This window comes from Brevibacillus borstelensis (assembly GCF_036700025.1).
GTDB lineage: Bacteria > Bacillota > Bacilli > Brevibacillales > Brevibacillaceae > Brevibacillus > Brevibacillus borstelensis.
Genome location: NZ_CP144922.1, coordinates 3,733,294 through 3,757,500, shown reverse-complemented (window position 1 = coordinate 3,757,500; position 24,207 = coordinate 3,733,294). Strand labels below are relative to the sequence as shown.

Sequence of the window (24,207 nt, the reverse complement as noted above, 5' to 3'; positions counted from 1 at the left end):
GACGGTTTGCTAAACCGTTAGTACGCGTAAGCGTAGCGAGGGTTCGAATCCCTCACTCTCCGCCATATCCGCATGGCGGTGTAGCTCAGCTGGCTAGAGCGTTCGGTTCATACCCGAAAGGTCGGGGGTTCGAGCCCCTCCGCCGCTACCATAGGGGTATAGTTTAAAGGTAGAACGAAGGTCTCCAAAACCTTTGGTGTGGGTTCAATTCCTACTGCCCCTGCCAAATGGATTTGGTTTTGTACATGGCGGTCGTGGCGAAGTGGTTAACGCACCGGATTGTGGCTCCGGCACTCGTGGGTTCAAGTCCCATCGATCGCCCCAATATGGGAGTATAGCCAAGTGGTAAGGCACGGGTCTGCAAAACCTTCACCCCCGGTTCAAATCCGGGTACTCCCTCCATATCACGTCCCAGTAGCTCAGCAGGATAGAGCAACGGCCTTCTAAGCCGTCGGTCGGGAGTTCGAATCTCTCCTGGGACGCCATCCGTTTTAAATCCCGTCATATCAACGTTTGTCAGACGTGAATGGTTCCGTCAGGCCCTCCGAAAGGTCAACGGTCCTACGGTCTGCGAACAGGGAGAAAGCGGGAACCGTTCGATAACACACCGTCAGAACGTAAACCTCCTACGGACTAGAAAATTAGTCCACGGGAGGTTTTTTGTTATGTCCACGGATAAACGCGCAGGCCGCAAGTTGATTCGCGGCCAACGTTCAACAACGGTCCAGGAGCGCAGGTCCTACGGGCTCGATGACGCTTTTCAACTGTTCTACAACGTTAAGAAGGCGGAGGGCATGCGAGAGCGCACGCTCGCCGACTACAAGGCCCACTGGCGCTATTTTCGCGAGTGGATCGACGAGAATTACCCCAACGCGGAACTAGGCGATATAACGCCGTCTATTGCGCGAGAATACTACATCTATATGGCGAATGGCCGGACCAAATACGAGGGAGTAGAGGGGCGCGAAATCGTTGGACAAGCTCTATCGCCGACAACCGTCGCAATCCGTTTGCGAACGTTACGGACGATGTTTAATTTTTGGGCGCGCGAGAGAATGGTCGACATTAATCCGGTCGCCAACTTGAAGCCACCGAAAGAGGACGAGGACGAAATTCAAGCGTTCACCGACGATCAGTTGCGCCTTTTACTCGCGGCTCCTGATACGGGAACATTCGCAGGTTTCCGGGACCGCACGCTCTATATGCTGCTCGCGGATACCGGCCTTCGCATACAAGAAGCGCTTGCGTTAACGCCCGAGCATCTTGACGTGAAATCGCGCTGCATCCATTTGCCTGCCGCGATGAACAAGAATCGCAAGCCGCGCATTGTGCCGGTCTCGGCCGAAGTCATGCGGTTACTCTTCGAGCTCATGACGGAGAACCGCGCTTTCTTCCCGGACGCGGAACGAATCTTTATTACGGCATATGGCGAACCGTTAACGGGGGATACCGTCAGGAAGCGGTTGACGCGATACGGGGAGCAGGCGGGGATCGCGGATCAGGTGCGGGTTTCGCCGCACACCTTTCGTCACTACTTCTGCAAGACATACCTTCTTAACGGAGGCGATTTGTTCACGCTACAACGCATCGTTGGGCACGCGGACATATCAACAACGCGGAAGTATATTCAAATGGATGACGAAAATGTCCGGGCGCAACATGCACAATTTTCACCAATCATGCGGCTTCGCGCCGGTAAAAGACGCTAGCTCTTTTGAGCTGGCGTTATTTTTTTTTTGTCCAAAAGTGCGCGAGATTGTTCGAACATATCGGTAACCTAATTGAGCTCGAAAATATTTCAAATAGAGTTGTACAATTCTCTGATTAGTGCGTTAAGAAGAGTAAAAGCAGAAAAGGGAGGCGATAACTTGTCCGCCGAACATAACCTCGTATCCATCGAAACACAGTCGGAATATTCCGTCACGACCGGACGTCGCGAGACGCGCATCTTCGTGAAGATGTACGTCGACGCGGTACACTCCGGACTCCTCGCGGACATTGGCGACGAGAACTGGCGGACGCTCTGCGTGATCGCGGCGTTCATGGACGAGCGCGGCGAGTGCTATCCGACGCAAGAGTTGATCGCGCACAGGCTCGGAGTCAGCCGGGAGACGGCGGGGCGGCGGATTAAGCGGCTGCTCGCGTATAGGTGGCAGGGCCGGGAGGTGATTCGCGCGATAAAGGAGCGTGACGAGGGCGGGCGGTGGCGGACGACGCGGTATACGGTGCTTCCGATCAGCCAACTGGCGATATTTGGCGGAGAGGGCGTAGCCACGTGACGTACATCTAACATGGATGAGTGCCGCATGGCGCGAGCGTCACAATAACTATAACTAATCTTTTTAACAATAACTAATCTTTAACAAGATAAAAGATATCGCTCACTACTCGTTCGCGAGGTCAGTCATATAAAAGATATGGTCGCGCGATAGATAAAAGATACGCGAGAAAGGGGAGGTAATGATGAATGTACAAGCCAAGCAAGAGGCCGCGCTCTCCAACGATCTAAATGTAATCACGGCTGAGATCAACGCCTACAAGAGAGTCGCGGGCGAGGCTATCTTCGAGATCGGCAGAAGATTGAAGCATGTAAAGGAGAACGACTTGGCGCATGGTGAGTGGGAAAGGTGGTTGCGGTCAGTTGACATCGTGCCGAGAACAGCGCAGGCGATGATTCAGGCATACGAACAGTTTGGAAATGCGCAGACGTCTGCGTGTTTGGGAGTCGGAAAAATCTTCGAGATGCTCGCGCTCCCACCCGACATCGACCGCGCCGAGTTCGTCTCTACCGCGCACACCATCCCGTCCACTGGCGAAACCAAAACGGTCGACTCGATGACCGTCCGCGAGCTTCGCGAAGTCAAGGCGGAGTTGAAACGCGAGCGCGAGGCGCGGCAACGGGCGGAAGAATCGGCGCAAGTCCTCCGCGATACGCTCGAATCCATCGCGGAACAGTCGCAACCATTCCGCGAAGTACGGGCTGGCACGGAGATAGGCGGCAGATCGCTCGAATTCTCCGCAGCGGTGCGTGATTTCATCAAGAAATACGCGTATCTCACGCATTATGACGCGGAGTTTGCGGCGATGAACGAGTTGACCGCGAAAGAGTACGATTCGGCGGTCGACGCCATGTACGATTTCTTGGACGCGTTGTCCAAGCAACTTCCGGCAAGACGCGGCAAAAAGCCCGTAATTATAAACGTCAGTTAAATCAGAGGAGGAATTGATATGTTGAGCTTGAGAGCGGCAGGAAATGGAAAAAAGCTGGGAATGTTCCTTGATAACACACCTGAAAACCGCGAGAAAATGATGTTGATTACGAACGCGCTCGTAAACGGCGATCTGACGGAAATCCACACTCTTAATGGGATCGCTAAGCAAGTTGAAACGCATCTTTCTTACGTGTCCGAAAAATTCGAGTGGCTTGTACAAGAGAACTTGCAGATGAAGGAAATCATCACTGCTCTAGCAAGGAAGTTGGAAGAATACCAGGCACCACCAATTACCGATGTGACCAAGAAGGTAGTCGTGCCTAAACGAAAGCCCGGCCGTCCGTCAGATGAGCAAATAAATCTGTGGAGAGAGCAGTACACCAAACTGATTCTTCTTCATCGAAAATACGCAATAATTAGAGGGGTCAATGTGCTTGATTCTCAGGCGATGGCTGCTTTTTGGGGAACGATTTACGGAGAGTTCGCAGATGAGTATGAGTATTACCCAAGCCGAGACTCGTCCCACCCGAGGTTCGGAAGCAAGCATAAGACCAAGTTGATGACTGTCATTTTGGACGGAGTAGGTGAGGAACTGATAGATTTTTTAAATAACAAGACATCTGCATCTAAGCCAGACGTGGTTCTTCGCCTGAACCCGGCATTTGCCGCCCATTAAACCGAAAGGAGCCCGCCACCATGCGAATCCGCACCGGAACCTGGCGCACCCTATCCCGCGCCACTAAGCTGCGCCTTCTCTACGCATTTGCCGTAAATAACACGAAAGGAGTACGATAGCATGCCGTGCAAACTATGCGTCGAACGCGGTAAGCCGTGGTCAGGCGACGAACCGCGCTGTGCATTCGAAAGGGAAACGTTCTCGCCCGATAACTGGAATTGCGCGACAATGAACGCTCTGCGCAATATTGCGGAGATACAGAGACACACGCACAGAGACGATATGGGTCCGTGCTCCATCGGATTCGTCCCGTTCGAAGGCGACGACACCGGATACATCGTAATGACGTGGTACAAGAATCGCGGACGCACCGGAAACGCCATCGTCATGCGCGATAGTCAGATGCGGACGCTCACGTACCAAGACGCCCGCGACGCGTTAGCTTATAACGAAAATACACGCTCGTAGACGAACGGGAAGGCCGTTTCTAGCCACGTTCTCATACGAGGTAGGTATTCGGTAGCCACCGAAAAATAACGTCAAATAACGCTATCTACACGGCGATAACGAGGAGGTAACGAAATGGACGGTAACCTCACGCTAGACGAATTGTACGCGGCCGCCAACGAAATGTGCCGCAAGTGGTGGGGCGTTGACTATACGGGAACGATCCGGTTGACTAACGTAAATTGGCGGAGAAGAGAGGCGTGCTTCGCTCATACCACGGACAAGCGCGTGCAGGAAATTCGTATGAGTCGGAAGGTAAACGCGAGATTCACGCGAGAATACGTACTCGGCAACCTGCTTCATGAACTCGTACATTGGCGGCTATTCACGCAAGGAATCCCGCACATGGACGATGATCCCGAATTTGTCCGCGAATGTATCCGAGTGGGCGCGCCGTTCAGCCATACCAAAAAGGCGCAGTATGCCGCGAAACTACACGGAGGTGCAGCGAATCATGGCGCAAATCATACGCTTTCCCAACGCTAGTGCCATTAGCGATAGTATTCGCGACATAACCGAACTGGAAGCGTCCGGCCGGGCGGTTTCGTTCATTGGCGCGGTAAATCTCGCTGACGGTTCGGTCGCGACCGTGTGGGCGAACGCCGATGGGGGCGAGCGGATGGAGTTGATCGGACATCTGCAGGCCGACGTAATGATGTCGATGGTGGAGGCGAATCTGGAATGACGATTACGCAAAAGGAACTCGTCGCGATCCGCGAGCGTGCGGAGAGGGCGACGCCGGGGCCGTGGGCGCTCGATTACGATGACGAGTCGCGCAGGCCGTGCGTTGAGGCCGTAACTGTTCCGTCGTGGGGCGGTGGAGTTATCGTGGCTGACTGCGCGCATGACGTGGACGCCGAGTTCATCACGCACGCCCGCGAGGACATTCCGAAATTGCTCGCGGAGATTGAGCGGCTGCGCCGACTGGTGTGGGTTATGAATGACGAAGGTGAGTATCGCTTTGGATACACGGAGTGGTACGACTTTCATGAAGGCGTAAATGAACGATTGGAGGGGATGCGGAATGAGTAGACGAGACCTGCACGCCGACCTAGCGATATGCAACGCGGCTACAGCGGGCCCTTGGCGGACGTCACCTGACGGTCGATACTCGCTCGATATCGTCAGCATCCCGGAGCAGGTCGTGATTTGTTCCACGGACAGCTTCGGTGATGGGGCGCACGATGCCCGTTTCATCGCCGAAGCCCGCACCGGATGGCCTCACGCTATTGGGCGCGCCCTTGAAGCTGAACGAGAAGCGGACGCGCTTCGAGTGAGGGCGCTGGCGGCCGAGCGTAAGCTGGCGGAAGCCGAATCGGAAGTCGAGCGGTTGCGCGGGGTTCTCGAATACTTCGCGGTCAGCCCGATATTTCGCTTCGTGGAGTCCCCGCATTCCTTGCGTCAAATGGCGCAAATGGCGTTGAGAAAGGAGGCGACCACCGATGACCAAGCGCAAATCGACCGCTGAACTTATCGCGAAGCTGAACGCGCGGATCGCGGAACTGGAGGACCATAACGCTCGTATGAAAACAGCGCTTGAATGCAATGGAGCCATATTGAAGCAGGTCGGCGAAAAGATGGGCGAACTTGAATCCGAAGTAGAAAGATTACGCCGCGCAGCTAATGAGGCGCTTCGCGAACGAGCGATTTACGCCTCGAGCGTAATGAACATGTTCCGGAAGGAGCGGTACGTGATTTGGACTGACATTGACGGAAACGAGATTCACGAAGCGTCCAATGACGGAGGTAAGACGTGGGGAAGGGTGATCGCGGATGCAAAAGAGTCCACGGACTAAACTCCCGCCCGCGAAAGCTTGGCGTGAACGGGACATCGCCGATTGGAACGCGCTTTCGTTCACGGAATACCTCCGCGACCGCCACCGCGAGCTTTACGGAATCCCCTACGTGCCCGGACGCGGCGGATGGCGGCGGGAACAAGGCGAGATAAAGCGGATGGTGACCGAGCACGGTCCGGAGGTGGTGCGCCGGTTTGTCGACGGGTGCTTCCGGGAGTACCGACCGACGCGCGATTATCCTGGCGTGAACTTCACGTTCATGTACGCGTATATGAGGGGGCGGGTGCTACCGAAGGTGCTGGCGGAGGAGAAGCGGGTTGAAGAGCGTAAGTTATACGAAGTTAACGCGGCAAACGAAATGACAGCGGAAGAATTGGTCGATTGGCTGTGATTGAACGCAATGTGTAGGGAGATAAGAGGGGGTCGCCTTGAGGGAAATGCTAAGGTTTCTTTTTAAGACACTGGAGGACATAATGACAGGCCTATTGGTAGCGCTGGTGATCTTCATGTTCGCAATCATGGAGGCTGGCGGCAATCCAATCGCCCTCCCAGTCCTGATATGGAGGGCAATAAAGAGCTGGATACTGGGTGTCCCGATGGATTGGTCGCCAGTCGAGTTTTACTAAATAGTTATTCAGATAAGAGGGAGGTGCGTTAGATGATCGGTTGGAACGATTTTGGTGGAAAGAGATTCACAATAATGGTCATTATTCTGTATCCGTTCCTGCTCTTAAGGTATTGGTTTATCTTACTTCGTTGTTCTGTAAAAGGACATGAGTTGGTGAAGTACCCATCCTTTAATTTTTGCAGACGTTGCAATAGGTACTTCTTCAAAAATAATTAACCACAATAGTTACTCTGATAAGACCGTGTGATTTTCCCCTTCTGATGTACATTACTCTACGGAGGTGATCGCGTTTGACGCAAAGCACTAACGCTTCACATTGTATCCTACGCGAACCCTGCCGCTCGTCCACCGATCCGGCCGCCTGCACCCGCCTCTGCCCGCACTTCATCGCCGTCCACGGCGCCAGCGGAACGGGCGGACGCGTAGCAGCCGCGAGCATCCCGGCCGACTACCGACAGGTCACGGTCGCATCCTCGGTCGCACGCGCCGACCAACCGAAGGCGTACGCGATAGTGGATGCGTACGTGGCGACGTTCGAACGCCAATTCGACGAATCGCCGCAGACCGACCGTATCAAGTCGCTATACCTGTATTCGCGCGAACCCGGCACGGGAAAGACGACGACGGCCGCCGCGATTGCCAACGCGTATCTCATCACGCATTATATCGGCAGCCTTCAGCGGAATAGGCGTCCGCTTGAGCGACCGGTATATTTCCTCGACGTGAACGAGTGGCAGACGCAATTTAACGCATTCAACCGGCCACGTGTGCCGGACCATATCGCGGAGCCAGCGTCGGCATCGTACTATCGCGCGATGGATGCGGCCAAGGCGGCCCCGTTCGCGGTGCTCGACGATATTGGCGTACGGGATGCGACGGAGGCGTTCCGTGGCGATCTGCACGCGATCATTAACGCGCGGGTTACGTCGCGCCTGCCGACCGTATACACTTCGAACGTGTCGATCGAGGAGCTCGCGCAAGTGTTTGACGCTCGGTTGGCGGATCGGGTCCGGGATCAATGCGCGGTGGTTCCGTTTGTTGGCGAATCAAAAAGGGGGATGCGGAAGTGATACGCTTTTTGATGCGTCAAGTAATGTCAATTCTCAATACCCTTGCGCTCGGATTACTCGTATTAGAGTTCGTCATTATTTACGCTGGGGGAAATCCGATAGCATTGCCGGTATTAATTTGGCGCGGATTGATTTCGCTATTAACAGGTAGTCCGATGGATTGGTCGCCAATACCGATACATTGAGGAGGAATCGCGATGACACAACCGAAACGCACCCGTGGCCGCACACAAAAGCGCGGATTGTCAGTGGAGGAGTTCGCGTACTGCGACGCGCAGATCAATGAGTACGACAAGGCGTTGGAGGATCGTTTCTATCGCGGAAGATTGAGCGAAGGGCGTTACGCTTTCTGCGAAATGAAGCTGACGGAATGGTACGACACTCTGCTGGTTCGCGGGGGTGTGACGGAATGAGGCGATTGCTGACGTGGTATCACGGCTGGCAATTGCGGAGGGCTGCGCGGATGGAAGCGAGAGCACGACGTTTGTGGGACCGGCATTATCTCGCGTGGTATTTGACGAGGAAGTAGTTCGAATGGCGGAATTTTTTGTCGAATGTTGCAAAAATGTACCAACGGAAGTACAATGTACTTGTACAAAAAAGAGAACAAACGTTCCGTAAAGTATGATCATTTTGTTAACGTACATTAACGGAGGTGAGTACGAATGGCATACGGAGAATCGCTCCTATCGAAAGTCCTCGACGTAAACGACCCGGCCGCCCTCATCCGCCATGACATCCGCGAGGACCATTTCCTCACGGAGCCTGAGCGCCAGGCCTACCGGTTTATCCGCGACTATGCAGAAGCGAACGGCCAGGCCCCGGACTATCGAACGGTCGCGGCCGAGGTTGCGGGCTTTACGTACAGGCCGGACGTGGCCGATTCGTTCGAGTGGCTGGCGCGGAAGGTCAAGGAGGGCGCGGCCAAATACCGGCAGCACGCGTTTTTCACCAGCCGGGAGTTCAGCGAGAAATATACGACCATGAAGCCGGAGGAGTTCGCGGAGTGGGTCCGAGGGAAACTCGGTGAGATCGAAGCCGGGACCGCCAGCCGAACGAAGGTGGGCACGGACATCAAACGGGATACGGCGGCCTTCCTCGACGAATACCGCAAGCGCAAAGAGGGGCGCTCGTTCAAGATATGGCGGAGCAAGTTTCCGACCATTAACCGCGAGATTGGCGGCTACCTGTCCGGTAGTATGTATACGTGGTACGCGCGGTCAGGCCGAGGCAAGTCCGTTATCACAGCGGAGGAAGTTATCGAAGCCGCGTTCCAAGGCGCAATCGTTCTCGCGTGGATCATGGAAATGTCGCGTTATGAGTGGATGGCGCGCGCCTATACGTCGATCTCCGCACGCCTTGGCGTTTGTGACGCCGAGATAGATGGCGTGATTCAGAAAGCTGGCTTCGATAATCTGGCGTTATTGCGCGGTCAGCTTGCGGAAGAGTTCGAGGACGCATTCAAGGCGTTTCTGGCGCGTGTGGCCGAAGAAATGCCGGGGACAGTCATCATCCGGTCCGTAGACGACCAGGACTTTGACTCGCGGAAGGTGCGCGACCTAGAGGCGGACATTGTTGCAACCGGTGCCGATGTCGTGCTGGTCGATCCGTTCTACTACATGGACTACGAAACGAATACGAGCAAAACAACGGGCGGTGACGCGGCGGAAACGTCGAAGAAATTGCGTAGGTTGGCGGGCAAGTATGGAACGGTCCTCCACGTCATTACGCAGGCTGACGAGGTGAAGGACGAAAAGAACGACGACGGACACCGCGAGCTACGTCCGCCACAACGCGCCGAGATCAAGAAGACGAAGGCCGTCCTCGAAGACGCGACGAACGTGCTCGGGATTGATACGGTCGCGACAGACGGGCTTGGCGTTATCGAGATCGGGAAGGGTCGGAACGGCGGCGAGGGGACTACGGTCGAACTCGTGTATCTACCGAACTACGGAATCGTTCGTGAGATGGAGACGGGTGCGGAAGCTGCAGAACAGTTTTCAGTAACTTTCTAGGAAATTTATGCTTGCAAGTGATTCATTTGTGGTGTAATATTGAACCAAGCAGAAGGAGGTGTCTTATGGGCTCGAATGTCAGGCAGACTATTCGGCATCTGATGTCAAACGCCGAAGGGACCGGGAAACAAGTAAGATTTTCGATCTCCGTCGATGAAATTGATGACAGAAAGCTTGAGTTCATAGCGAAAAAGTTAAAGTTATCAAAGTCTAAGCTTGTGTCAACGTTACTGAAAGCCGCTATCGACGACATCGAGGGCGAGATGGGCTTAGACAAGGCCGACAGCAACTCGGCGTATGCCAGAGCCATAGGGGAGGGAGAGGAGATAAACCTCGATGATTACAAGGTCTGATGTAGTTAAGGAGCTACTCGGAGACTTTGTGTGGACCCGCGCCACCTGGACGGAGGACAAGCTAGTCGCCGCGAGCCCTTTCCGCTATGACCGAACGCCCTCGTTCTATGTATGGCTCCGGGACAATCCGGTAGCCAACGCAAGGGCCGGATACTGGCAGGATTATGGCGCGTCCGATCCGGAGTACCAGCGCGGCGGCATCGTCAAACTCCTCGCTTTCCTCCGCAATGAAACGGAAGAGGAGACGCGTGAGTATCTTCGGGACAATTACGGTTACGGCGGTGAGCTATCGGCTAATCCCGACGAACTTACGCTTGACTTATCGCTGACCTTGCGGCCGCCAGCCGAACCGTACAAACCGCTGGACGCCGTCATCCTGGACGAGTACAACGTGCATTATCCGTACCTTTCCTCTCGCGGAATATCCGAGGAGGTGCAACGGATGTTCGGCACCGGCTTTTCACCACGCCAGCGCGCCGTAACCATCCCGTGGTTCAACGCGGATGGCACGCTAGGCAACGTCAAGTACCGAAAAATTACGGAAAAAACGTTCTGGTACGAAAAGGGCGGCCGTCCGATCCGTGAGATGGTGTACGGACTACATATCGTTTATGAGCGAGCGATCAGGCGACTTGTCCTCGTGGAGGCGGAGATTGACGCGATGTACCTATGGACGGCCGGAGTGCCAGCGGTTGCTGTCGGTGGGAGCGCGTTTAGCGATGCGAAGGCGGAGTTGCTACGGAAGAGTCCGGTGGAGGAGCTTCTTGTCGCTACGGACAATGACGAAGCTGGCGAGCGGTTGAAGGCGCAGGTGGTCGAAAAGATGGCGGGGTATTGCGAATTGTTTGACGTGGAGATACCGCGAGAATACAAGGACATGAACGAGGTGAAATCGGTAGAGGGGGTGAGGCGTATCGTAGAGGGTGCGAAGCCTTGGAAGATGTTTCCGGTTTTGTCGCAATAAGTCGACATTATTCGGGAGGATGCTTCAACAATGTTTGGTAAAATTGAAATACGGTCATTACTCTTTAAAGAGTAATTAAGCCGGTGAGTAGGAAATAAAACCTACTCTTTTCGGTGCCGTACTCGCTTTCTTTCAGATGGCTTGACTGGAATCCATTCGTAGAGGTCGTCTATTGGGATTTGCAGTGCGTGTGCAACGGTCTTTGCGTTTGCGAGTGACATCTTTTTTACGTCGTTTGCCCAATCAGAGACTTGCGATGGAGGCATGTTGAGCTTTTCGCAAAGCTCTTGTTGCGTCATCTTTGCCTCCCGTAACCTTCGAGCGAGTAGGCACCTACCGACTTTAAAAGACATCGGGGCACCTCATGTTATTAATTTTGCTTAATGCTCACAACTTCCTCGATAGGGACATTCAGGTAACAGCAAACCTTGTCGATAGTATCCATGGTGACGCTCTGGTTCTTTTTAAATTTTGCAACCGTGGCAGGTGCGAGCTTGCATTCTCTGACAAGATCGATCAGAAGTAAGTTCTTTCGCTTAATGGTCCTAAAGAGGGGATCGTAACTAATCAATCGCAATCCCTCCGGTAGATATTAAGTTATCCATATTCACAGATGTGTATTTTTGGAATATACTTCTATTATACTAGAGAAAATAAAATAGTTTCAAAATAAAATTCAAAAATCAATGTACACTTTTAAAAGACGAGCGTTATAAGAAGTATACAGCAAAAAAGGCGGTGTTCCGGTGAGTAAAGAAAAACTAAATAGTTTGGCAGTCAGGTACCTCGAAACAAAGGCTGAATCAGTACTCGAAGATTTGTATAAAGGGGTGTGTGCTGCCTGGAATGTAGGCAGGCACGAGCCGGACGAGCATTCAATCTTTAACGAGGTGTTCTGGAGAGTTATCCTTCGGTTCAATGGCGGCGATTTCGTCAACCTTCTCAGTTTTAGTTTTAAGAACGCTAGGATTGACTTAGCTAGACGAAGAAGCGTACGTCGACGGAGGGAGGTCGCGATTAACTCTAGTTACGAAGATGAACACGATAGCTCCTTAGAGGCGAAGTACCTAGCCGCAGATTATTGCTTAGAACAAGAGGTGATAGCAAAGATATGTAAAAAGAAAGAAGCCGATAAGATAGCACTCATCGACTTCCTCCTCGAATCAGCCAAGATTCATTTAGACTCAACGATGACGGCAATCATCGAAGAGTTTCCGCGACATAAAAATCTCTATTCGCTCGGCAAAGCGTTAGGATTATCGCGGAATGCAGTAGACCGGAAGATAAGGTCATTGGGTCGCCACTACGACGGCAATCGTTTTGGCGACGCACAGGATTACCTAGCGGTCTAGATTGAGCTCTGGGATTACGGTACTTAGGCGTTGTGCCGTAATTCCTTCCTCACCCATAAGTATAACCAACGTTGATAAACATAATCAACCGTTGACGTTTTTTTCCAAATTGGATAACCACACTTACTAGTCTAAAAGTTTGGCACCACTTTGTCAAGCGTATTTGTGACGCCAATTTACACCAATACAACGAAATGAACGGAGGCACTACGATGCTATACGATATTATACGCAATTTGAACACGGAAGTTTCACGCATTTTCGACGATAACGGACGCACTATCTACGATTACGACGGCGGATTCGAGCCGTACGAGGACCCGGCCGACTACGTCTCGGTTAAGGCGGTGAGGATCGGATGAAAACGCTGGCTTCCGTACTTAACGGTAGGCGCTTATGTGTGACCGATCATGCTGCGGAAGAAGCCGTCAAAGATTTCGGAATCGAACCGTCTCGGGCGGCTAGTTGGGTCGCGGAAACGGCCAGGAAGGCAATGTTCATCAGCGGTAGGGTAATGGGGTTTGACCGGAAGCACAGCGACATGTACGGTTACAACCGTATCTGCTTTATAGTAAGGGCGAACGAGAAAGCCGTTACAATTGTTACGGTGTACCCTGCCCGGCCGGGAGCAACATTGCGCGACCGAGTAGAGAATCTCTTAGCAAGAGAGTTACGAAAGGTTGAGAGTGCCGAAACGAAACTGCGTCGACGAAACGAACGAATTAAGGCGGAATTTAACGTAGAGATCGCGATCCTAAAATTGAAGATGCTCCGCGCCAGGTCGGAAGCGACCCGCCTCGCGTGCCAAGCGCGAATCAACGCGATTAACGAATACTTCACGCAACTTGACGCGGACCTACTCGCGGTCAAGCACGAAAAACGAGCGGTCGCGAAAACGGTAGCGGCGTATCTGTAAAAAGGAGGAGCGAGTATATGTTGGTTATTTGGTTGATGACCTACTTACTGATCGGATTGGCATTTGCGCGGATCGACGTTGATACAGACGGGTTCAAGCGCAAATTGACAGAGTCTCCAGTGGAGAAAAAGGAACTACTAGCAAAAGTGTACTTTCCCGTCTGCATCCTACTGTGGCCTGTTCGAGTCGTAGCAGTTATCGTACGGATTTTTGTGGGCGAGAAAAAATAAAAGCCCCGCCGCCTGTGTTAGCGCAGCAGGGTTAAGGCCACCAGGACGGTCTGGATCAAGTCCAGCACCCCGGTGTCGCGCAGTTGGCGTAGCCATTTCATACGCGAACACCTCCTCTCTCGCCTTTCGGCGGCAGTCCGGGAGGTTCCCAGATCGCGGAGGAGCATGTACCTCATTAGATAATACAAAAATTTCCACCATATTACAATAGTTCCCGGCGCTTTGTGCGTCGGCAAGGCGGTACCAACGGTATGGAAGCGACCTGGCTATATCGGCTATGGCCCCCGGCTGTACGGCGAATAGCTGGCGATCCGCTTCCGGTTAGTACCGTCTCGCGGACGCGGGAGATTCCGGTGTCCGAACGATCAATAACGAAAGGAGCGCGATGTAACGATGAGCCAACGAACGGGCCGAAACGGCCAAAACCGCAGGAGCCGCCGCCCCGACCGCCAGCCGCCGCAGTTCAAGATGTTCCAGGTGTTCCGCGTAAATGGCGTGCCGGACGGGCCGCTCGGCGACCGTCTGATGACGTGGATGTTGCGCGATTATAGCTGACGAGTTTAACGCATTTGACGAAGGTAACGAAAACAGTACGTAAAGGGAGCGATGTTGTACGATGAGTATTTTTACGAAGCGCGGTAGTGAAGCAGTAGCGTCCGCAACGGCAGAAAAAGACGGAGGCGGTAGCGCCCTGGTTGCGTTCCCGTCCGGTACGACGCTCAAGGTGCGCGTGAAGTCTGCCGAGGATTCCGCCGAATATTACGGCTACTCGATTTTCAAAAAGGTAAATACGTTCGTCCCCGAAAAGCCAGCGGAACGTAACGCGAAAGGGTTCATTACCGGAAATCCGACGGTATGGGACCGTGCGGCCGAGTATTATTACGGGCTCGCGAAACAGGCGCGCGAAGCCGGGGACGAGGCGGCCGCCAAGGAATACTCGGATGCCGCGTACCTCTTCAAAGGGAAACCGCGCTATCTGATGGGCTTCGGATCGCTCGAAACCGGCGAGGACATCGTGGTCGACCTGTCCGCCAAGCAAGCGAAAACGATCATCGCCGCCATCCAGAAGTACGCGAAGAAACTCGACAAGATCGCGTTCGAGCTGTCCAAGTCCGGTTCCTCTACGGACACGACCGTCACGCTCACGCCGATCCTCGACATGGACGAAGACCTGACGGATGCCGAGCGCGCCAACTTCGCCAAGTGCGGCGAGAGAGCGTTCGATTTCGCCCTGTTCGAAGACTGCCTCTATATCGCGGACGAGACGGAGCAGATCAAGAACCTCGTCGTGGCCGGATTTGACATCGGAATCCTCGGTCTGTCGCTCGGCGCAAACGCCACCGCGCAACCGGACGCCGCCAGCGAAAGCACATCGCAATCTGACGATGACATGCCGCAGTTTTAACGGAAGGGAGGCGGTCGCATGGCGCACGAGCGCAGAATCACGCTGGCAATAAACGCAGCCAAGGCGGAGGACCTCCCGGAAACGGCGCAGCATATCGCGTCGTTCCTGGGCACGGTCGATCCCATGCGTGAGTATGACGTGGACATTACGGTCGCGGTGAACGCGGCGGTCGGCGGCGATCCTTCGTCAACGCAGGCGATAGGGTTCGCGTATGACCCGGAAGATTACGAGAAGGAGGCGACCGAATGGCGTCAGAAACGGGAACCATCGGAACGCACGCGGAACTAATCGCCATGACTGCGTTACTGGCGGCAGGCTACGAGGTGGCCGAGCCGGTCGCGGCGGAATCGTACGATCTTGTCGCAAAGGAGCCGGGTACGGGCGAGTGGCGGACGTTCCAGGTCAAGACGTTGCGATACCGCGATGACAAGGGCGGCGACGGCGGCTACTACGTACTGAACGGAACGCGGAATAACGGTGTGGCGTACGGGCCGCCCGACGTCGACTTCATGGTCGGCGTGGCGGGTGACGTGTGCTATCTCGTGCCGTGTACGGGGCAGAGCGAGTATTGGGCGGCTGCGGGCGTGATAGACGAGAAGTGGCGGAAGCTGACCGTAAATATGAACGAAGCGGAGGCGGTTTAGTAATGGCGAAGATTCATACGATTGATGGCGTGCAGTATCGTGAGGTTGCGCGTGACGCGAAGGTTGGCGATTTCCTCCTATTCGAAGAGGCTCCGTATAGCTTTCTAACTTCCGGTAAGGTGTACAAAGTTACCGGAATTGACTCGTACGGTGACCCGGAGATTATTGACGATGAAGGCGATAAAATCCTTATCGAAGAAGAATACGTCGTCCTCGAACAGGTAGGTGCCGCCGACCTGTACGCGCTTGAATCCGAACTGGCCGCGATGAAAGCGAAGGTGGCCGAAATGGAGGCGCAACTGGCGGCGGCCAGAGACGCGGCGTTCGACCAATTTTCGGCTGGCGAGAAAGTACGTTTGGTAAGCGGTGGGGGGGAGCGTACCCGTTACTCGGTTTCGAAAATGGACGGGTATATACCGTGATGAATCCGAAACATACTGGTCATTCAGACGGAACGAAAGTCCAACTCGTTACCGACTACGGAAAGGTAGGTTTCGCGAATCCCGACCAACTCGTGAAGGCAATCGAAGAGGCCCAACCGTTGAAGGTCGGGGATTATGCGAAGGTCGTTGAACCGACCGCAGGATTCAGCGCCAAGGGGCAGATCGTAAAAATCACGAAAGTTGACGATTCAGATATTCCGTATAATACCCAGGGAATGGACGGCAAATACACGGGATGGTACGAAGCAACCGACCTGGTCCGCGCCACCGACGAAGAAGTTGCGGAGGCCAAACGAAAACTCGAAGAGAAACGCAGACTTCACGAACTCGAAGCGAAATGGCACGCAATCGGACGTAAGGTGGGCGAGTTTAAGAGGGGCGATGTTGTTAAAACGCTGCAAGAAGTCGGAGGGCACCCGGTAGGCACAATCGGAGTAATAGCCAAGTGGGAACCAGATCATTCTCACCTCATCGAAGCTAACGGAGAAACGTATTTTCACATGGCACTTGAGCTTATCGCACCCGTCGAGTCCGTCGTCAACCTGCACGGCGGTGACGTAGCTTGAACGTAACCCTCCGTTTGAACCTCCGTTCCCCGACGGCGGAGGCCGAAGAGGTCTCTAAACGGGTGGAGGCGGCAGCCGAGCGGAAGCAGGCGGCAAAGGCGGCAGAAACCGCCGAGCAGGCGTGGGAACGGATTCTTTCGATGAAAAACTCGCCCACCGATCAGGAGCGTTTACTCGCGGTCAAACACGCCATGGAGTCGGGTAAAATAGGCGGTTACCCGACCGACGGCAAGCGGTTTAGCAAGGCGGAGGCGCTCCGGTTATGGGCGGAGTTGAACGAGCGGCAGAAGGCGGACAAGTTGGCGGAGATGGTACGGAACACTCCGCCTCACTACCGCCTGGTGACCGACGTCGCATCGTTGGAGCACATGGTTCGCGCGATTGAGGCGGCCGACATTATCGCGGTCGACTGCGAAACGTTCGGCGAAGACGACGGAGCACTTGATCCGTGGCGCGGCAAGATGGCGGGGTTTAGCGTATCGACACGTGACGAGAGCTTCTATGTACCGTTAAATCACGTTGAGAAGGCGCTGGACGATGCGTACGTGATCGATAAGATGCGCGAGGTACTTCCGAACGCCAAGATCGTCATGCACAACGCCCCGTTCGATTGCAAGTGGTTTTACGTCAAGTACGGGCTCGACATCATTGACGCTCTCCACGCAGACACCCGAATCATGGCGATGGCGCTCGACGAGAACCGGAACCACCGGTTGAAAGACTTATGCGCGGATTGGCTCAAATTGCCGGGCGATAACTTCGACCAGCTTTTCGGAAAGACGCCGTTCAACGAGATTCCGCTGAATGTGGCGCTCGTGTACGCGGCTGGCGATACGGAAAAGACGCTCAAGCTCTACGATTGGATACGCGGATGGTACGCAAAGCGCGAAGACCTCCGGCAGATCGAGCGGCTTGTATTCGATATTGAAATGCCGGTGTGCCGACAGTTCATCCGGTCGGATTTGCGGGGTATCCGGTTTGACGTGGAGATGGCGTATGAGTTGGACGCAAAGTTCGCGGAAGAGGAGGCGCAACTTGAGGCGGAGATTTACCGGCACCTTGGCGAGAAGATCAATTTGAACTCTCCGATCCAACTCTCGAAAAAGCTGTACGGGGACTTGCGGCTGCCTGACCACGATAAGGGCTCGACGGGTGTCCGGACGCTCAAGCGGATCAAGAAGAACCATCCGGTCATACCGTTAATTCTTGATTATCGCGCGGTCGGTAAGTTGCGGCAGGCGTTCACGTCAAAATTGCCGCATAACGTGAAGGCGGACGGCAAAATCCACCCGTGGCACAATACGTGGGGCGCGGCGACCGGCAGGTTTACGTGTAGCAATCCGAACACGCAGCAGATTCCGGCCAAGAGACCGGAGATTCGCCACCTGTTCCTCGCGACCGGTCCCGACCGTATCCTCGTGTCCATTGACTACTCGCAGATTGAGCTCCGCGTCCTGGCGCACATGGCGAACGAGCCCGTCCTTATTGAAGCGTTCGAGGCTGGCCGCGACATCCACTCGACCACGGCCGCGCTAATTAGTAACGGGAAGTATACGTACGGTGACGTGGAGCGCGAAAAGGATACGGACGGTCACGAATGTCAAAAGCTCCGCAAGCAAGCGAAGATCGTCAACTTCGGTATTGTGTACGGCATGGGCGCGGGTAAACTGGCGGACACGCTCGAAATCACGAAGGCGGAAGCGCAAAAGATCATCGACGACTATTTCCGTGGGTACCCCGGAATCAAACGCTACATGGACGTGCAGCACGCCCGCGTCATGAAGGACGGATTCGTGACGGGAATCTTCGGACGGAAACGCCGCCTGCATACGGAGGTCAAGTCGGAGGAGAGATTCCGCGTGTTCGGTGCGCAGCGGCAGGCCGGTAACTTTCCGATCCAGGAGAGCGCGGGCTCCATTCTCAAGAAGGCTATCGTAGACTTGGCGGACGTGTTGCCGCGATATGACGCTCATATTCTCCTACAGGTACATGACGAGTTGCTATTCGATTGCCCGCGCGATATTACGCAGGAGGCGCTCGACCATATCCGGACGACGATGGAGAACGCGGTTAAATTACGCTGTCCAGTCCGATGCGACGTCGAGTTAAATCCGGAGCGTTGGATGAAAAAAGTAGACGAACGTGAATGGTTCGATAACGAGGAGGACGATGCCTTATCTCACAATTAGCCACGGATTTCCTGACGATGCTCGACCGCTGGCATTCCGCGCCCGAAGTTTGGGACAACGATCTCGACGCGCTCATCCACGAACAGAACGCGCAAGCCCTCCGCAAGCGCCCGTTCTTCAACTTCCGCGCGCAGCCGTATTTCTCGCCGTCGTCCGTTAACAGTTGCCCACGCGAACTCTACGTCAAACTGCTCGGAGCCAAGCGCGATGTCCAACCGAAGCCGCCGCATCAAGGCCGCTGGACACGGTTGGGAACGGCAATTGGCGATATGATTCAACGCGATCTCCTGTTCATCGAGCGCCATTACGAGCGGACATTTGGCGAGGCGCCCCCGTTCACGGTCGAGCGGACGGCGGACGGGCTCCCAATGTGGGAGAACTTCGCGCAGAAACTCCATATCGTCGAGCACGGCGGCCACCGGTTCGCCCTCTACGGGAAGCCAGACGGAATCCTCCGTTATAAGGACGGGCGTCGCGTCGGCCTCGAAATCAAGTCGAAGCAGACGACCGCGAGCAAGACCGGCTCCATGCGCGAGGCCGAAGGCAAGCACGTCGCGCAGACGGTCGGCTACTCGGAAATGTACGGCACAGCGGCGGAGCCCCTCGACGACTACCTGATCGTCTACGTTAATGCCGCGAAAAAATCATGGGCGATGACGGAGGAGGAATACGCGAAGAGTCCGGACCTGACCGCCTTCCACGTCACGATCACGCAAGATGATCGGATGGCGCTGCTCGACGAGTTGGCTGGCGTTGTGCGTGCGGTCAAGGACGGAACACCCCCGAAACTCGACCTCGACCTGTGGACGTTCAATTCGTACAAGACCGCGTGCGCCCTCTCGTTATCGGACGAGGAGTTTGCGGAGATTGGCGGTCAGGTGCGGGCGATGCTAAAATCGCGGCTGCCGGAATGGCGCAAGCAGCAATACTACGACGCGTACGAGTTTATCAAGAGCGTGCGCGAGAAGGGGGCGGCGTAATGCCGCAGGTATCCGCCGAGTTCATCGACCGCGCGGAAGAAATCGAAGAGAAATACGACGAACTCCGAACGTCCGTCCGCGTCGCCACCGACGACCTCCGCCAGCTTGCCGCAACGCTCCACACGGAAGATCACGATAGCATTTACGATGCACTCGTGGACATTGCGAAGGCGCTCGAACGGGACGCGGGGATATACCGAAGGGAGGCGGAATAGTGAGCGAAATCTATACGTTCATTGACATGGAAACGACCGGGCTCGATTACGAGACGGATCAAATTATCGAGATCGCGGCGGTCAGGACGGACCTGACTCGCGAGTACGGACGGCTACAAACGTTCGTTCATCTCAATCATGGGCGAGAGCTTTCGGAAGAAATAACGAAATTGACCGGAATCACAGCGGAAGATTTGCTTGGCGGCATCCATCCGCACGACATGTCGGTCATGATCGATTTCTTCGCGGGAACTGATTCTACGTTCGTCGCACACAACGCACCGTTTGATCTTGCGTTCCTCGCCGAGTTCGAGACTTGGCCGCAACGATTCGTCTGCACCCGTGCCCTCGCCAAACTCGTCGAGCCGACCGAATCCGCATCGCTCGCAGCCGTATGCGCCCGTCACGGCATCGACCTGACCGGACACCACCGCGCGATGAACGATGTGCTCGCGACTATCGAAGTGTTTCGTAAGCTGGCGCCAATTGCGGAGGCTCGCGGGATCGAGTACCGGAATGTGGTCGTAAACTCACCGGAACGGCCGCTGACGTTCGTTCCGTTTAACGCGAAAGTCGTGGAGGTGTCCGCCAATCGCGAAGGATGACGTATACATCGGACTCGACCTCTCGCTCGCCAGCCCGGGATTCGCCGCCGTCTCCGTCCGCAACCGCAAGCCACGCCTGCTCGCGGCAACACACGTTAAGACGGGCACGGACGAGAATTACGCGCAGCGGTACGAGGCGATCGAGGCGTTCACGACGCTGTTCATCCGCGAGCAATTGCGGGCGGGGCCGGTGCGGGCGGTCGTTCGCGAATCGTTCCCGCCATCCCGTAACGCCCGCCTGCCGCAGACGATCTACGGCGCGTGGGCGGCGGTGGATCGCGGACTGCACAAGTATGGCGTTGAGGTCGCGGACGTGATTTCGCCGACCGACGTAAAAAAACGCATAGCCGGTAGCGGCAAGGCGGAAAAGGCGGACGTGGCGGAGGGCGTGCGGAAGTTGCTCGGGCTGGCGGAGGATTACCGTTTCGCGACCGATGATGAGAGCGATGCGGCGGCGGTGATTCTCGCATGGCTTATCGGACAAAACTTGATTGACGGAAAGGTGGCGGAGTGATGCGTACATTTCTCGCAGGACTCGCGATTGTCGCCGTAACCATCGCGTTATGGTTCGCGTGCGTTTCAATCACGGCGTGGCTCGTATCGACGCTCGTCTCGTTCCTGTTCGCGGTCAATTTCGGATTCTGGCAGGCGTTCGCGTCCGTCGTGCTGCTCGGTGTAATCAGCCGGATAGCATTTAGCGGACTGAACCGGAGGGCAGCGCAATGAAGGCGTTAATGCTGGCGGTTACGTTGTGGTGGCAGACGCTATTCGAGCGCGACGATGACGGACCATTTCCGCCGGGAGCGCCCGCCACGCCGTGACCCGCCCACATGACGACTGGTCGGCCCCGTTCGCCGTCCGCAATCTCCGGTATCTGCGCGAGGAACTGGTGGAAGTGGAGCGGATGATACCGGAGGCGAGGCGGAGGTACTTCGACTTGGTGACGCGCAGGCACGCGCTGATCGACGCGATTAACGATAACGAACGCTATATACGCGAAGGAGACGATGCGAACGAATGATTACGCAACTATTGACGGACGAATTTATCGGAAAATATCCGGATGCCCCGCCGCACATGAACGAGTTGGCTCAATTCGTGTACTACCGAACGTACTCGCGATGGCTGCCGGATAAGGGGCGGCGCGAGAACTGGCGCGAGACTTGCCGGAGGGCGGTCGAGTATAACGTGGGGCTTGCCGCCAAGCATTACGATAAAATCGGATTCGCGGTGCCGTACGAGGAACTGCGGGCGGAGGCGGAAGCGCTGTTCGATAACATGTTCAATCTCCGCCAGTTCTTGAGCGGACGGACGATGTGGGTTGGCGGCGCAGAAGGCGGAGTCGCGGAGAAATATCCACTGGCGAACTTCAACTGCTCGTTCGTGAATATCCGTTCGTGGGCGGACATGGGCGATCTGTTCTATTTGCTACTCGTCGGCACCGGCGTCGGCTTCAAGTGTACGCGAGAGATGGCGGCAGGACTCGCTCCGATCCGCACAAATGTGACGCTGATTAACGCACCGTATGAGCCGGTACCGAAGGAGCGCCGCCTGGAACGGACGAAGATCACCGAGCTCGATAACGGATACGCGAAAATCTACGTCGGTGACTCGAAAGAGGGGTGGGTCGAGGCCCTGCGCTACTACTTCGACGTCCTGACGGAGCCACGTTACGAACACGTCCATACCGTCAAAATCTCATACAACTCCGTCCGACCGAAGGGTGAGCGCCTGAATACGTTCGGAGGCACGGCGTCGGGTCACGAACCACTCGCGGAGATGTTCGCGGGCATCGACCGCGTACTAAAAAACGAGATTGATCCGACGTTAGAGCCATTAGAACCCGCATACCCGGACAAATACGGAATACTCGCGGTTCGTTACGAAGACCGTGACTTTACTGGCTACCACCGCGTCCGTCCGATCCACGTGCTCGATATCGGAAACCTCATCGGCGCGAACGTAGTGGTCGGTGGCGTGCGCAGGACAGCTGAAATCTTCCTGTTCGACGCGGACGATTACGAGTGTCTGCTCGCCAAGTACGGAATTAACGGGATTTGGACGGAGGAGCAGCTCGCACAACACCGGAAGGTTCGCGACATGCTCGAAGAGCGCGGAATTTGTCCGGACTGGATGTACGATATAAACGTAGTCGGAGACGGGCGCTGGGGACTCGACCATCGCCGGATGAGTAACAACTCGATTGCGTTCGAGGCGAAGCCGGACCGTGAGACGTTAAACCTCGTATTTGAGATCATGAAGGGCGAGGGCGAGCCGGGATTCATCAACCTCGAAGAAGCGCGGAGAAGGCGTCCAAACGCGGAAGGGCTTAACCCATGTGCGGAAATACTCCTCGACTCATACGGAGTCTGCAACTTGACCACGGTTAACCTGATGCAATTCGTCCGCGACCGAGAGGGCGGCGCAAAATACCTCGACATCCCCGCGCTCGTTGACGCGCAACGCCGTTCCGCCCGCGCTGGCCTCCGCATGACGCTCGTTACGCTCGAAATTCCGCATTGGGACGCGGTTCAGCAGCGCGATAGACTGCTCGGTACGTCGCTAACCGGCGTCAAGGATGCGGTAGCCGCCGCCGGGCTCTCCGAACGCCAAGAGCGCGATCTCATCGAATTGCTCGGCGCAGTCGCACGCGAAGAGGCGGACAAATACGCGAAGGAACTCCGTGTCAATGCGCCACTCCTCGTAACGACGGTCAAACCGGAAGGCACGCTGTCGCAGGTCGCGGGCGGAGTATCGTCCGGACTCCATTGGTCGCACTCGCCGTATTACATCCGCCGCATCCGCATCAACGCGGCCGACCCGTTGGCGCGCGCCGTGATCGATCTCGGATGGCCGGTCCATCCCGAAGTGGGAACGCCAGGCGAAACGGAAGAAGAACGGATGGCGAACGCGCGAACGCTCGTCATTGACTTCCCGGTAGCGTCCGGCGCAACGCGAACGAAAGATGACGTGAGCGCAGCGGAACAGTTCGAGACGTACTTCCGGTTCCAGCGGTATTACACCGAGCACAACTCGTCGAACACGATTACGGTGCGCCCGCATGAATGGCCGGAGGTCGAACGGATCGTGTACGATAACTGGGACAATTTCGTTGGCGTATCGTTCCTGGCGCTCGACGGCGGAACGTATCAGCTCGCACCGTACGAGGCGATTACGAAAGATCAATACGAGGAGTTGAAGGCGCGGATGCGACCGTTTGATCCTGCGGTGCTGCAACGGTATGAGGGCGATCTAGCAACGTACGAGAAGGCGCAAGAGGAAGTCTCCGCGATGACGTGCGAGGGCGGGGCTTGCGCGATTAGATAAGGCGGGCGCCACCCGGCGCTCACCGGCTTCGGCCGTAATCATAACGGAGGTGGTTGCGTTGACGGTCAAAGAGTTAATTGAAGCGTTAAGCAATTTACCGCAAGATGCCAGCGT

36 protein-coding genes and 6 tRNA genes (1 of these 42 only partly in view) are annotated in these 24,207 nt (G+C 55.4%); 40 read left to right on the top strand and 2 right to left on the bottom strand.

Features of this window, described 5'->3' with window-relative positions; genetic code table 11:
• The 22 genes from V5G20_RS18120 to V5G20_RS18015 all read left to right on the top strand — a co-directional run.
• Positions 1-65: transfer RNA gene (locus V5G20_RS18120), tRNA-Ser, on the top strand (it extends 26 nt beyond the left edge of the window).
• 9 nt (positions 66-74) lie between these two features.
• Positions 75-151: transfer RNA gene (locus V5G20_RS18115), tRNA-Met, on the top strand.
• Position 152: 1 nt separating this feature from the next.
• Positions 153-226: transfer RNA gene (locus V5G20_RS18110), tRNA-Trp, on the top strand.
• A gap of 22 nt (positions 227-248) precedes the next feature.
• A tRNA-His gene (locus V5G20_RS18105) sits at positions 249-324 on the top strand.
• A gap of 4 nt (positions 325-328) precedes the next feature.
• Positions 329-402, top strand: a tRNA-Cys gene (locus V5G20_RS18100).
• 6 nt (positions 403-408) lie between these two features.
• Positions 409-485 (top strand) — tRNA-Arg (locus V5G20_RS18095).
• A gap of 180 nt (positions 486-665) precedes the next feature.
• Entirely contained in the window at positions 666-1,709 is a 1,044-nt protein-coding gene (locus tag V5G20_RS18090) for a tyrosine-type recombinase/integrase (protein WP_338461668.1), read from the top strand.
• 72 nt (positions 1,710-1,781) lie between these two features.
• Positions 1,782-2,279, top strand: coding sequence for a helix-turn-helix domain-containing protein (locus tag V5G20_RS18085; RefSeq protein WP_422387980.1), 498 nt, complete (start codon positions 1,782-1,784; stop codon positions 2,277-2,279).
• 181 nt (positions 2,280-2,460) lie between these two features.
• The gene (locus V5G20_RS18080) at positions 2,461-3,210 is read left to right on the top strand and encodes a DUF3102 domain-containing protein (RefSeq protein WP_338461666.1); all 750 of its coding nucleotides are present in this window, start codon (positions 2,461-2,463) and stop codon (positions 3,208-3,210) included.
• 18 nt (positions 3,211-3,228) lie between these two features.
• Positions 3,229-3,888, top strand: coding sequence for a hypothetical protein (locus V5G20_RS18075; RefSeq protein ID WP_338461664.1), 660 nt, complete (start codon positions 3,229-3,231; stop codon positions 3,886-3,888).
• 582 nt (positions 3,889-4,470) lie between these two features.
• Positions 4,471-4,881 (top strand): hypothetical protein, encoded by a 411-nt coding sequence (locus V5G20_RS18070; RefSeq protein ID WP_338461662.1) that lies wholly within the window; start codon positions 4,471-4,473, stop codon positions 4,879-4,881.
• Positions 4,817-5,080, top strand: a complete 264-nt coding sequence (locus tag V5G20_RS18065) for a hypothetical protein (RefSeq protein ID WP_338461660.1) — start codon at positions 4,817-4,819, stop codon at positions 5,078-5,080. Before V5G20_RS18070 ends, V5G20_RS18065 begins: the two co-directional genes overlap by 65 nt.
• Positions 5,077-5,427: a hypothetical protein gene (locus V5G20_RS18060; protein ID WP_338461658.1), complete on the top strand. Its 351-nt coding sequence runs from the start codon at positions 5,077-5,079 to the stop codon at positions 5,425-5,427. The genes V5G20_RS18065 and V5G20_RS18060 overlap by 4 nt, the downstream gene beginning before the upstream one ends.
• On the top strand, positions 5,420-5,863 hold the full coding sequence (locus V5G20_RS18055; RefSeq protein WP_338461656.1) for a hypothetical protein: 444 nt from the start codon (positions 5,420-5,422) through the stop codon (positions 5,861-5,863). Before V5G20_RS18060 ends, V5G20_RS18055 begins: the two co-directional genes overlap by 8 nt.
• On the top strand, positions 5,838-6,191 hold the full coding sequence (locus tag V5G20_RS18050; RefSeq protein WP_338461654.1) for a hypothetical protein: 354 nt from the start codon (positions 5,838-5,840) through the stop codon (positions 6,189-6,191). The genes V5G20_RS18055 and V5G20_RS18050 overlap by 26 nt, the downstream gene beginning before the upstream one ends.
• Positions 6,169-6,582 (top strand): hypothetical protein, encoded by a 414-nt coding sequence (locus tag V5G20_RS18045; protein WP_338461652.1) that lies wholly within the window; start codon positions 6,169-6,171, stop codon positions 6,580-6,582. The genes V5G20_RS18050 and V5G20_RS18045 overlap by 23 nt, the downstream gene beginning before the upstream one ends.
• A gap of 82 nt (positions 6,583-6,664) precedes the next feature.
• The gene (locus tag V5G20_RS18040; protein ID WP_161785235.1) at positions 6,665-6,817 is read left to right on the top strand and encodes a hypothetical protein; all 153 of its coding nucleotides are present in this window, start codon (positions 6,665-6,667) and stop codon (positions 6,815-6,817) included.
• 292 nt (positions 6,818-7,109) lie between these two features.
• Positions 7,110-7,889 (top strand): ATP-binding protein, encoded by a 780-nt coding sequence (locus V5G20_RS18035; RefSeq protein ID WP_422387979.1) that lies wholly within the window; start codon positions 7,110-7,112, stop codon positions 7,887-7,889.
• Between the two features lie 197 nt (positions 7,890-8,086).
• On the top strand, positions 8,087-8,302 hold the full coding sequence (locus tag V5G20_RS18030) for a hypothetical protein (protein ID WP_338461649.1): 216 nt from the start codon (positions 8,087-8,089) through the stop codon (positions 8,300-8,302).
• A 252-nt stretch (positions 8,303-8,554) separates the two neighbouring features.
• Positions 8,555-9,904, top strand: coding sequence for a DNA helicase (locus V5G20_RS18025; RefSeq protein WP_338461646.1), 1,350 nt, complete (start codon positions 8,555-8,557; stop codon positions 9,902-9,904).
• A gap of 65 nt (positions 9,905-9,969) precedes the next feature.
• Positions 9,970-10,257, top strand: a complete 288-nt coding sequence (locus V5G20_RS18020; protein ID WP_338461644.1) for a hypothetical protein — start codon at positions 9,970-9,972, stop codon at positions 10,255-10,257.
• Complete coding sequence (locus V5G20_RS18015; RefSeq protein WP_338461642.1) at positions 10,241-11,221, top strand: toprim domain-containing protein; 981 nt, start codon at positions 10,241-10,243, stop codon at positions 11,219-11,221. The genes V5G20_RS18020 and V5G20_RS18015 overlap by 17 nt, the downstream gene beginning before the upstream one ends.
• A 101-nt stretch (positions 11,222-11,322) precedes the next feature.
• On the opposite strand, the gene V5G20_RS18010 is transcribed toward V5G20_RS18015, so the two are convergent.
• Complete coding sequence (locus V5G20_RS18010) at positions 11,323-11,487, bottom strand: hypothetical protein (RefSeq protein WP_338463483.1); 165 nt, start codon at positions 11,485-11,487, stop codon at positions 11,323-11,325.
• A gap of 104 nt (positions 11,488-11,591) precedes the next feature.
• Positions 11,592-11,792: a helix-turn-helix domain-containing protein gene (locus V5G20_RS27145; RefSeq protein WP_422387978.1), complete on the bottom strand. Its 201-nt coding sequence runs from the start codon at positions 11,790-11,792 to the stop codon at positions 11,592-11,594.
• 175 nt (positions 11,793-11,967) lie between these two features.
• Here V5G20_RS27145 and V5G20_RS18005 point away from each other — a divergent pair, with 175 nt between their 5' ends.
• The 18 genes from V5G20_RS18005 to nrdJ all read left to right on the top strand — a co-directional run bounded on the left by V5G20_RS18005 (position 11,968) and on the right by nrdJ (position 24,093).
• Positions 11,968-12,573, top strand: a complete 606-nt coding sequence (locus tag V5G20_RS18005) for a hypothetical protein (protein ID WP_338461640.1) — start codon at positions 11,968-11,970, stop codon at positions 12,571-12,573.
• A gap of 212 nt (positions 12,574-12,785) precedes the next feature.
• Positions 12,786-12,935 (top strand): hypothetical protein, encoded by a 150-nt coding sequence (locus tag V5G20_RS18000; protein WP_338461638.1) that lies wholly within the window; start codon positions 12,786-12,788, stop codon positions 12,933-12,935.
• Positions 12,932-13,489, top strand: a complete 558-nt coding sequence (locus tag V5G20_RS17995; RefSeq protein WP_338461636.1) for a hypothetical protein — start codon at positions 12,932-12,934, stop codon at positions 13,487-13,489. Before V5G20_RS18000 ends, V5G20_RS17995 begins: the two co-directional genes overlap by 4 nt.
• A gap of 17 nt (positions 13,490-13,506) precedes the next feature.
• Positions 13,507-13,719, top strand: coding sequence for a hypothetical protein (locus tag V5G20_RS17990; RefSeq protein WP_338461634.1), 213 nt, complete (start codon positions 13,507-13,509; stop codon positions 13,717-13,719).
• Positions 13,720-14,112: 393 nt separating this feature from the next.
• Positions 14,113-14,274, top strand: coding sequence for a hypothetical protein (locus tag V5G20_RS17985; RefSeq protein WP_338461632.1), 162 nt, complete (start codon positions 14,113-14,115; stop codon positions 14,272-14,274).
• 61 nt (positions 14,275-14,335) lie between these two features.
• Positions 14,336-15,124 (top strand): hypothetical protein, encoded by a 789-nt coding sequence (locus tag V5G20_RS17980; RefSeq protein ID WP_338461630.1) that lies wholly within the window; start codon positions 14,336-14,338, stop codon positions 15,122-15,124.
• An 18-nt stretch (positions 15,125-15,142) separates the two neighbouring features.
• A complete protein-coding gene (locus tag V5G20_RS17975; protein ID WP_338461628.1) occupies positions 15,143-15,412 on the top strand; it encodes a hypothetical protein in 270 nt (89 codons plus the stop codon).
• Positions 15,370-15,768, top strand: coding sequence for a group I intron-associated PD-(D/E)XK endonuclease (locus V5G20_RS17970; RefSeq protein WP_338461626.1), 399 nt, complete (start codon positions 15,370-15,372; stop codon positions 15,766-15,768). Before V5G20_RS17975 ends, V5G20_RS17970 begins: the two co-directional genes overlap by 43 nt.
• 2 nt (positions 15,769-15,770) lie before the next feature.
• Positions 15,771-16,190: a hypothetical protein gene (locus tag V5G20_RS17965; RefSeq protein ID WP_338461624.1), complete on the top strand. Its 420-nt coding sequence runs from the start codon at positions 15,771-15,773 to the stop codon at positions 16,188-16,190.
• Positions 16,187-16,777: a hypothetical protein gene (locus tag V5G20_RS17960; protein ID WP_338461622.1), complete on the top strand. Its 591-nt coding sequence runs from the start codon at positions 16,187-16,189 to the stop codon at positions 16,775-16,777. The genes V5G20_RS17965 and V5G20_RS17960 overlap by 4 nt, the downstream gene beginning before the upstream one ends.
• A gap of 62 nt (positions 16,778-16,839) precedes the next feature.
• Positions 16,840-18,966: a DNA polymerase gene (locus V5G20_RS17955; protein WP_338461620.1), complete on the top strand. Its 2,127-nt coding sequence runs from the start codon at positions 16,840-16,842 to the stop codon at positions 18,964-18,966.
• 17 nt (positions 18,967-18,983) lie between these two features.
• Entirely contained in the window at positions 18,984-19,946 is a 963-nt protein-coding gene (locus tag V5G20_RS17950) for a hypothetical protein (RefSeq protein ID WP_338461619.1), read from the top strand.
• Positions 19,946-20,161 carry a hypothetical protein gene (locus V5G20_RS17945; protein WP_338461617.1) on the top strand — a complete coding sequence of 72 codons (216 nt, stop codon included), beginning with the start codon at positions 19,946-19,948 and terminating at the stop codon, positions 20,159-20,161. The genes V5G20_RS17950 and V5G20_RS17945 overlap by 1 nt, the downstream gene beginning before the upstream one ends.
• The gene (locus V5G20_RS17940; RefSeq protein WP_338461615.1) at positions 20,161-20,766 is read left to right on the top strand and encodes a 3'-5' exonuclease; all 606 of its coding nucleotides are present in this window, start codon (positions 20,161-20,163) and stop codon (positions 20,764-20,766) included. Before V5G20_RS17945 ends, V5G20_RS17940 begins: the two co-directional genes overlap by 1 nt.
• Positions 20,753-21,280, top strand: a complete 528-nt coding sequence (locus V5G20_RS17935; RefSeq protein ID WP_338463482.1) for a crossover junction endodeoxyribonuclease RuvC — start codon at positions 20,753-20,755, stop codon at positions 21,278-21,280. Before V5G20_RS17940 ends, V5G20_RS17935 begins: the two co-directional genes overlap by 14 nt.
• On the top strand, positions 21,280-21,492 hold the full coding sequence (locus V5G20_RS17930) for a hypothetical protein (protein ID WP_338461613.1): 213 nt from the start codon (positions 21,280-21,282) through the stop codon (positions 21,490-21,492). The genes V5G20_RS17935 and V5G20_RS17930 overlap by 1 nt, the downstream gene beginning before the upstream one ends.
• Before the next feature lie 91 nt (positions 21,493-21,583).
• The gene (locus V5G20_RS17925; RefSeq protein ID WP_338461611.1) at positions 21,584-21,787 is read left to right on the top strand and encodes a hypothetical protein; all 204 of its coding nucleotides are present in this window, start codon (positions 21,584-21,586) and stop codon (positions 21,785-21,787) included.
• The gene (gene nrdJ / locus V5G20_RS17920) at positions 21,784-24,093 is read left to right on the top strand and encodes a ribonucleoside-triphosphate reductase, adenosylcobalamin-dependent (RefSeq protein ID WP_338461609.1); all 2,310 of its coding nucleotides are present in this window, start codon (positions 21,784-21,786) and stop codon (positions 24,091-24,093) included. Before V5G20_RS17925 ends, nrdJ begins: the two co-directional genes overlap by 4 nt.
• Positions 24,094-24,207 lie beyond the last annotated feature (114 nt).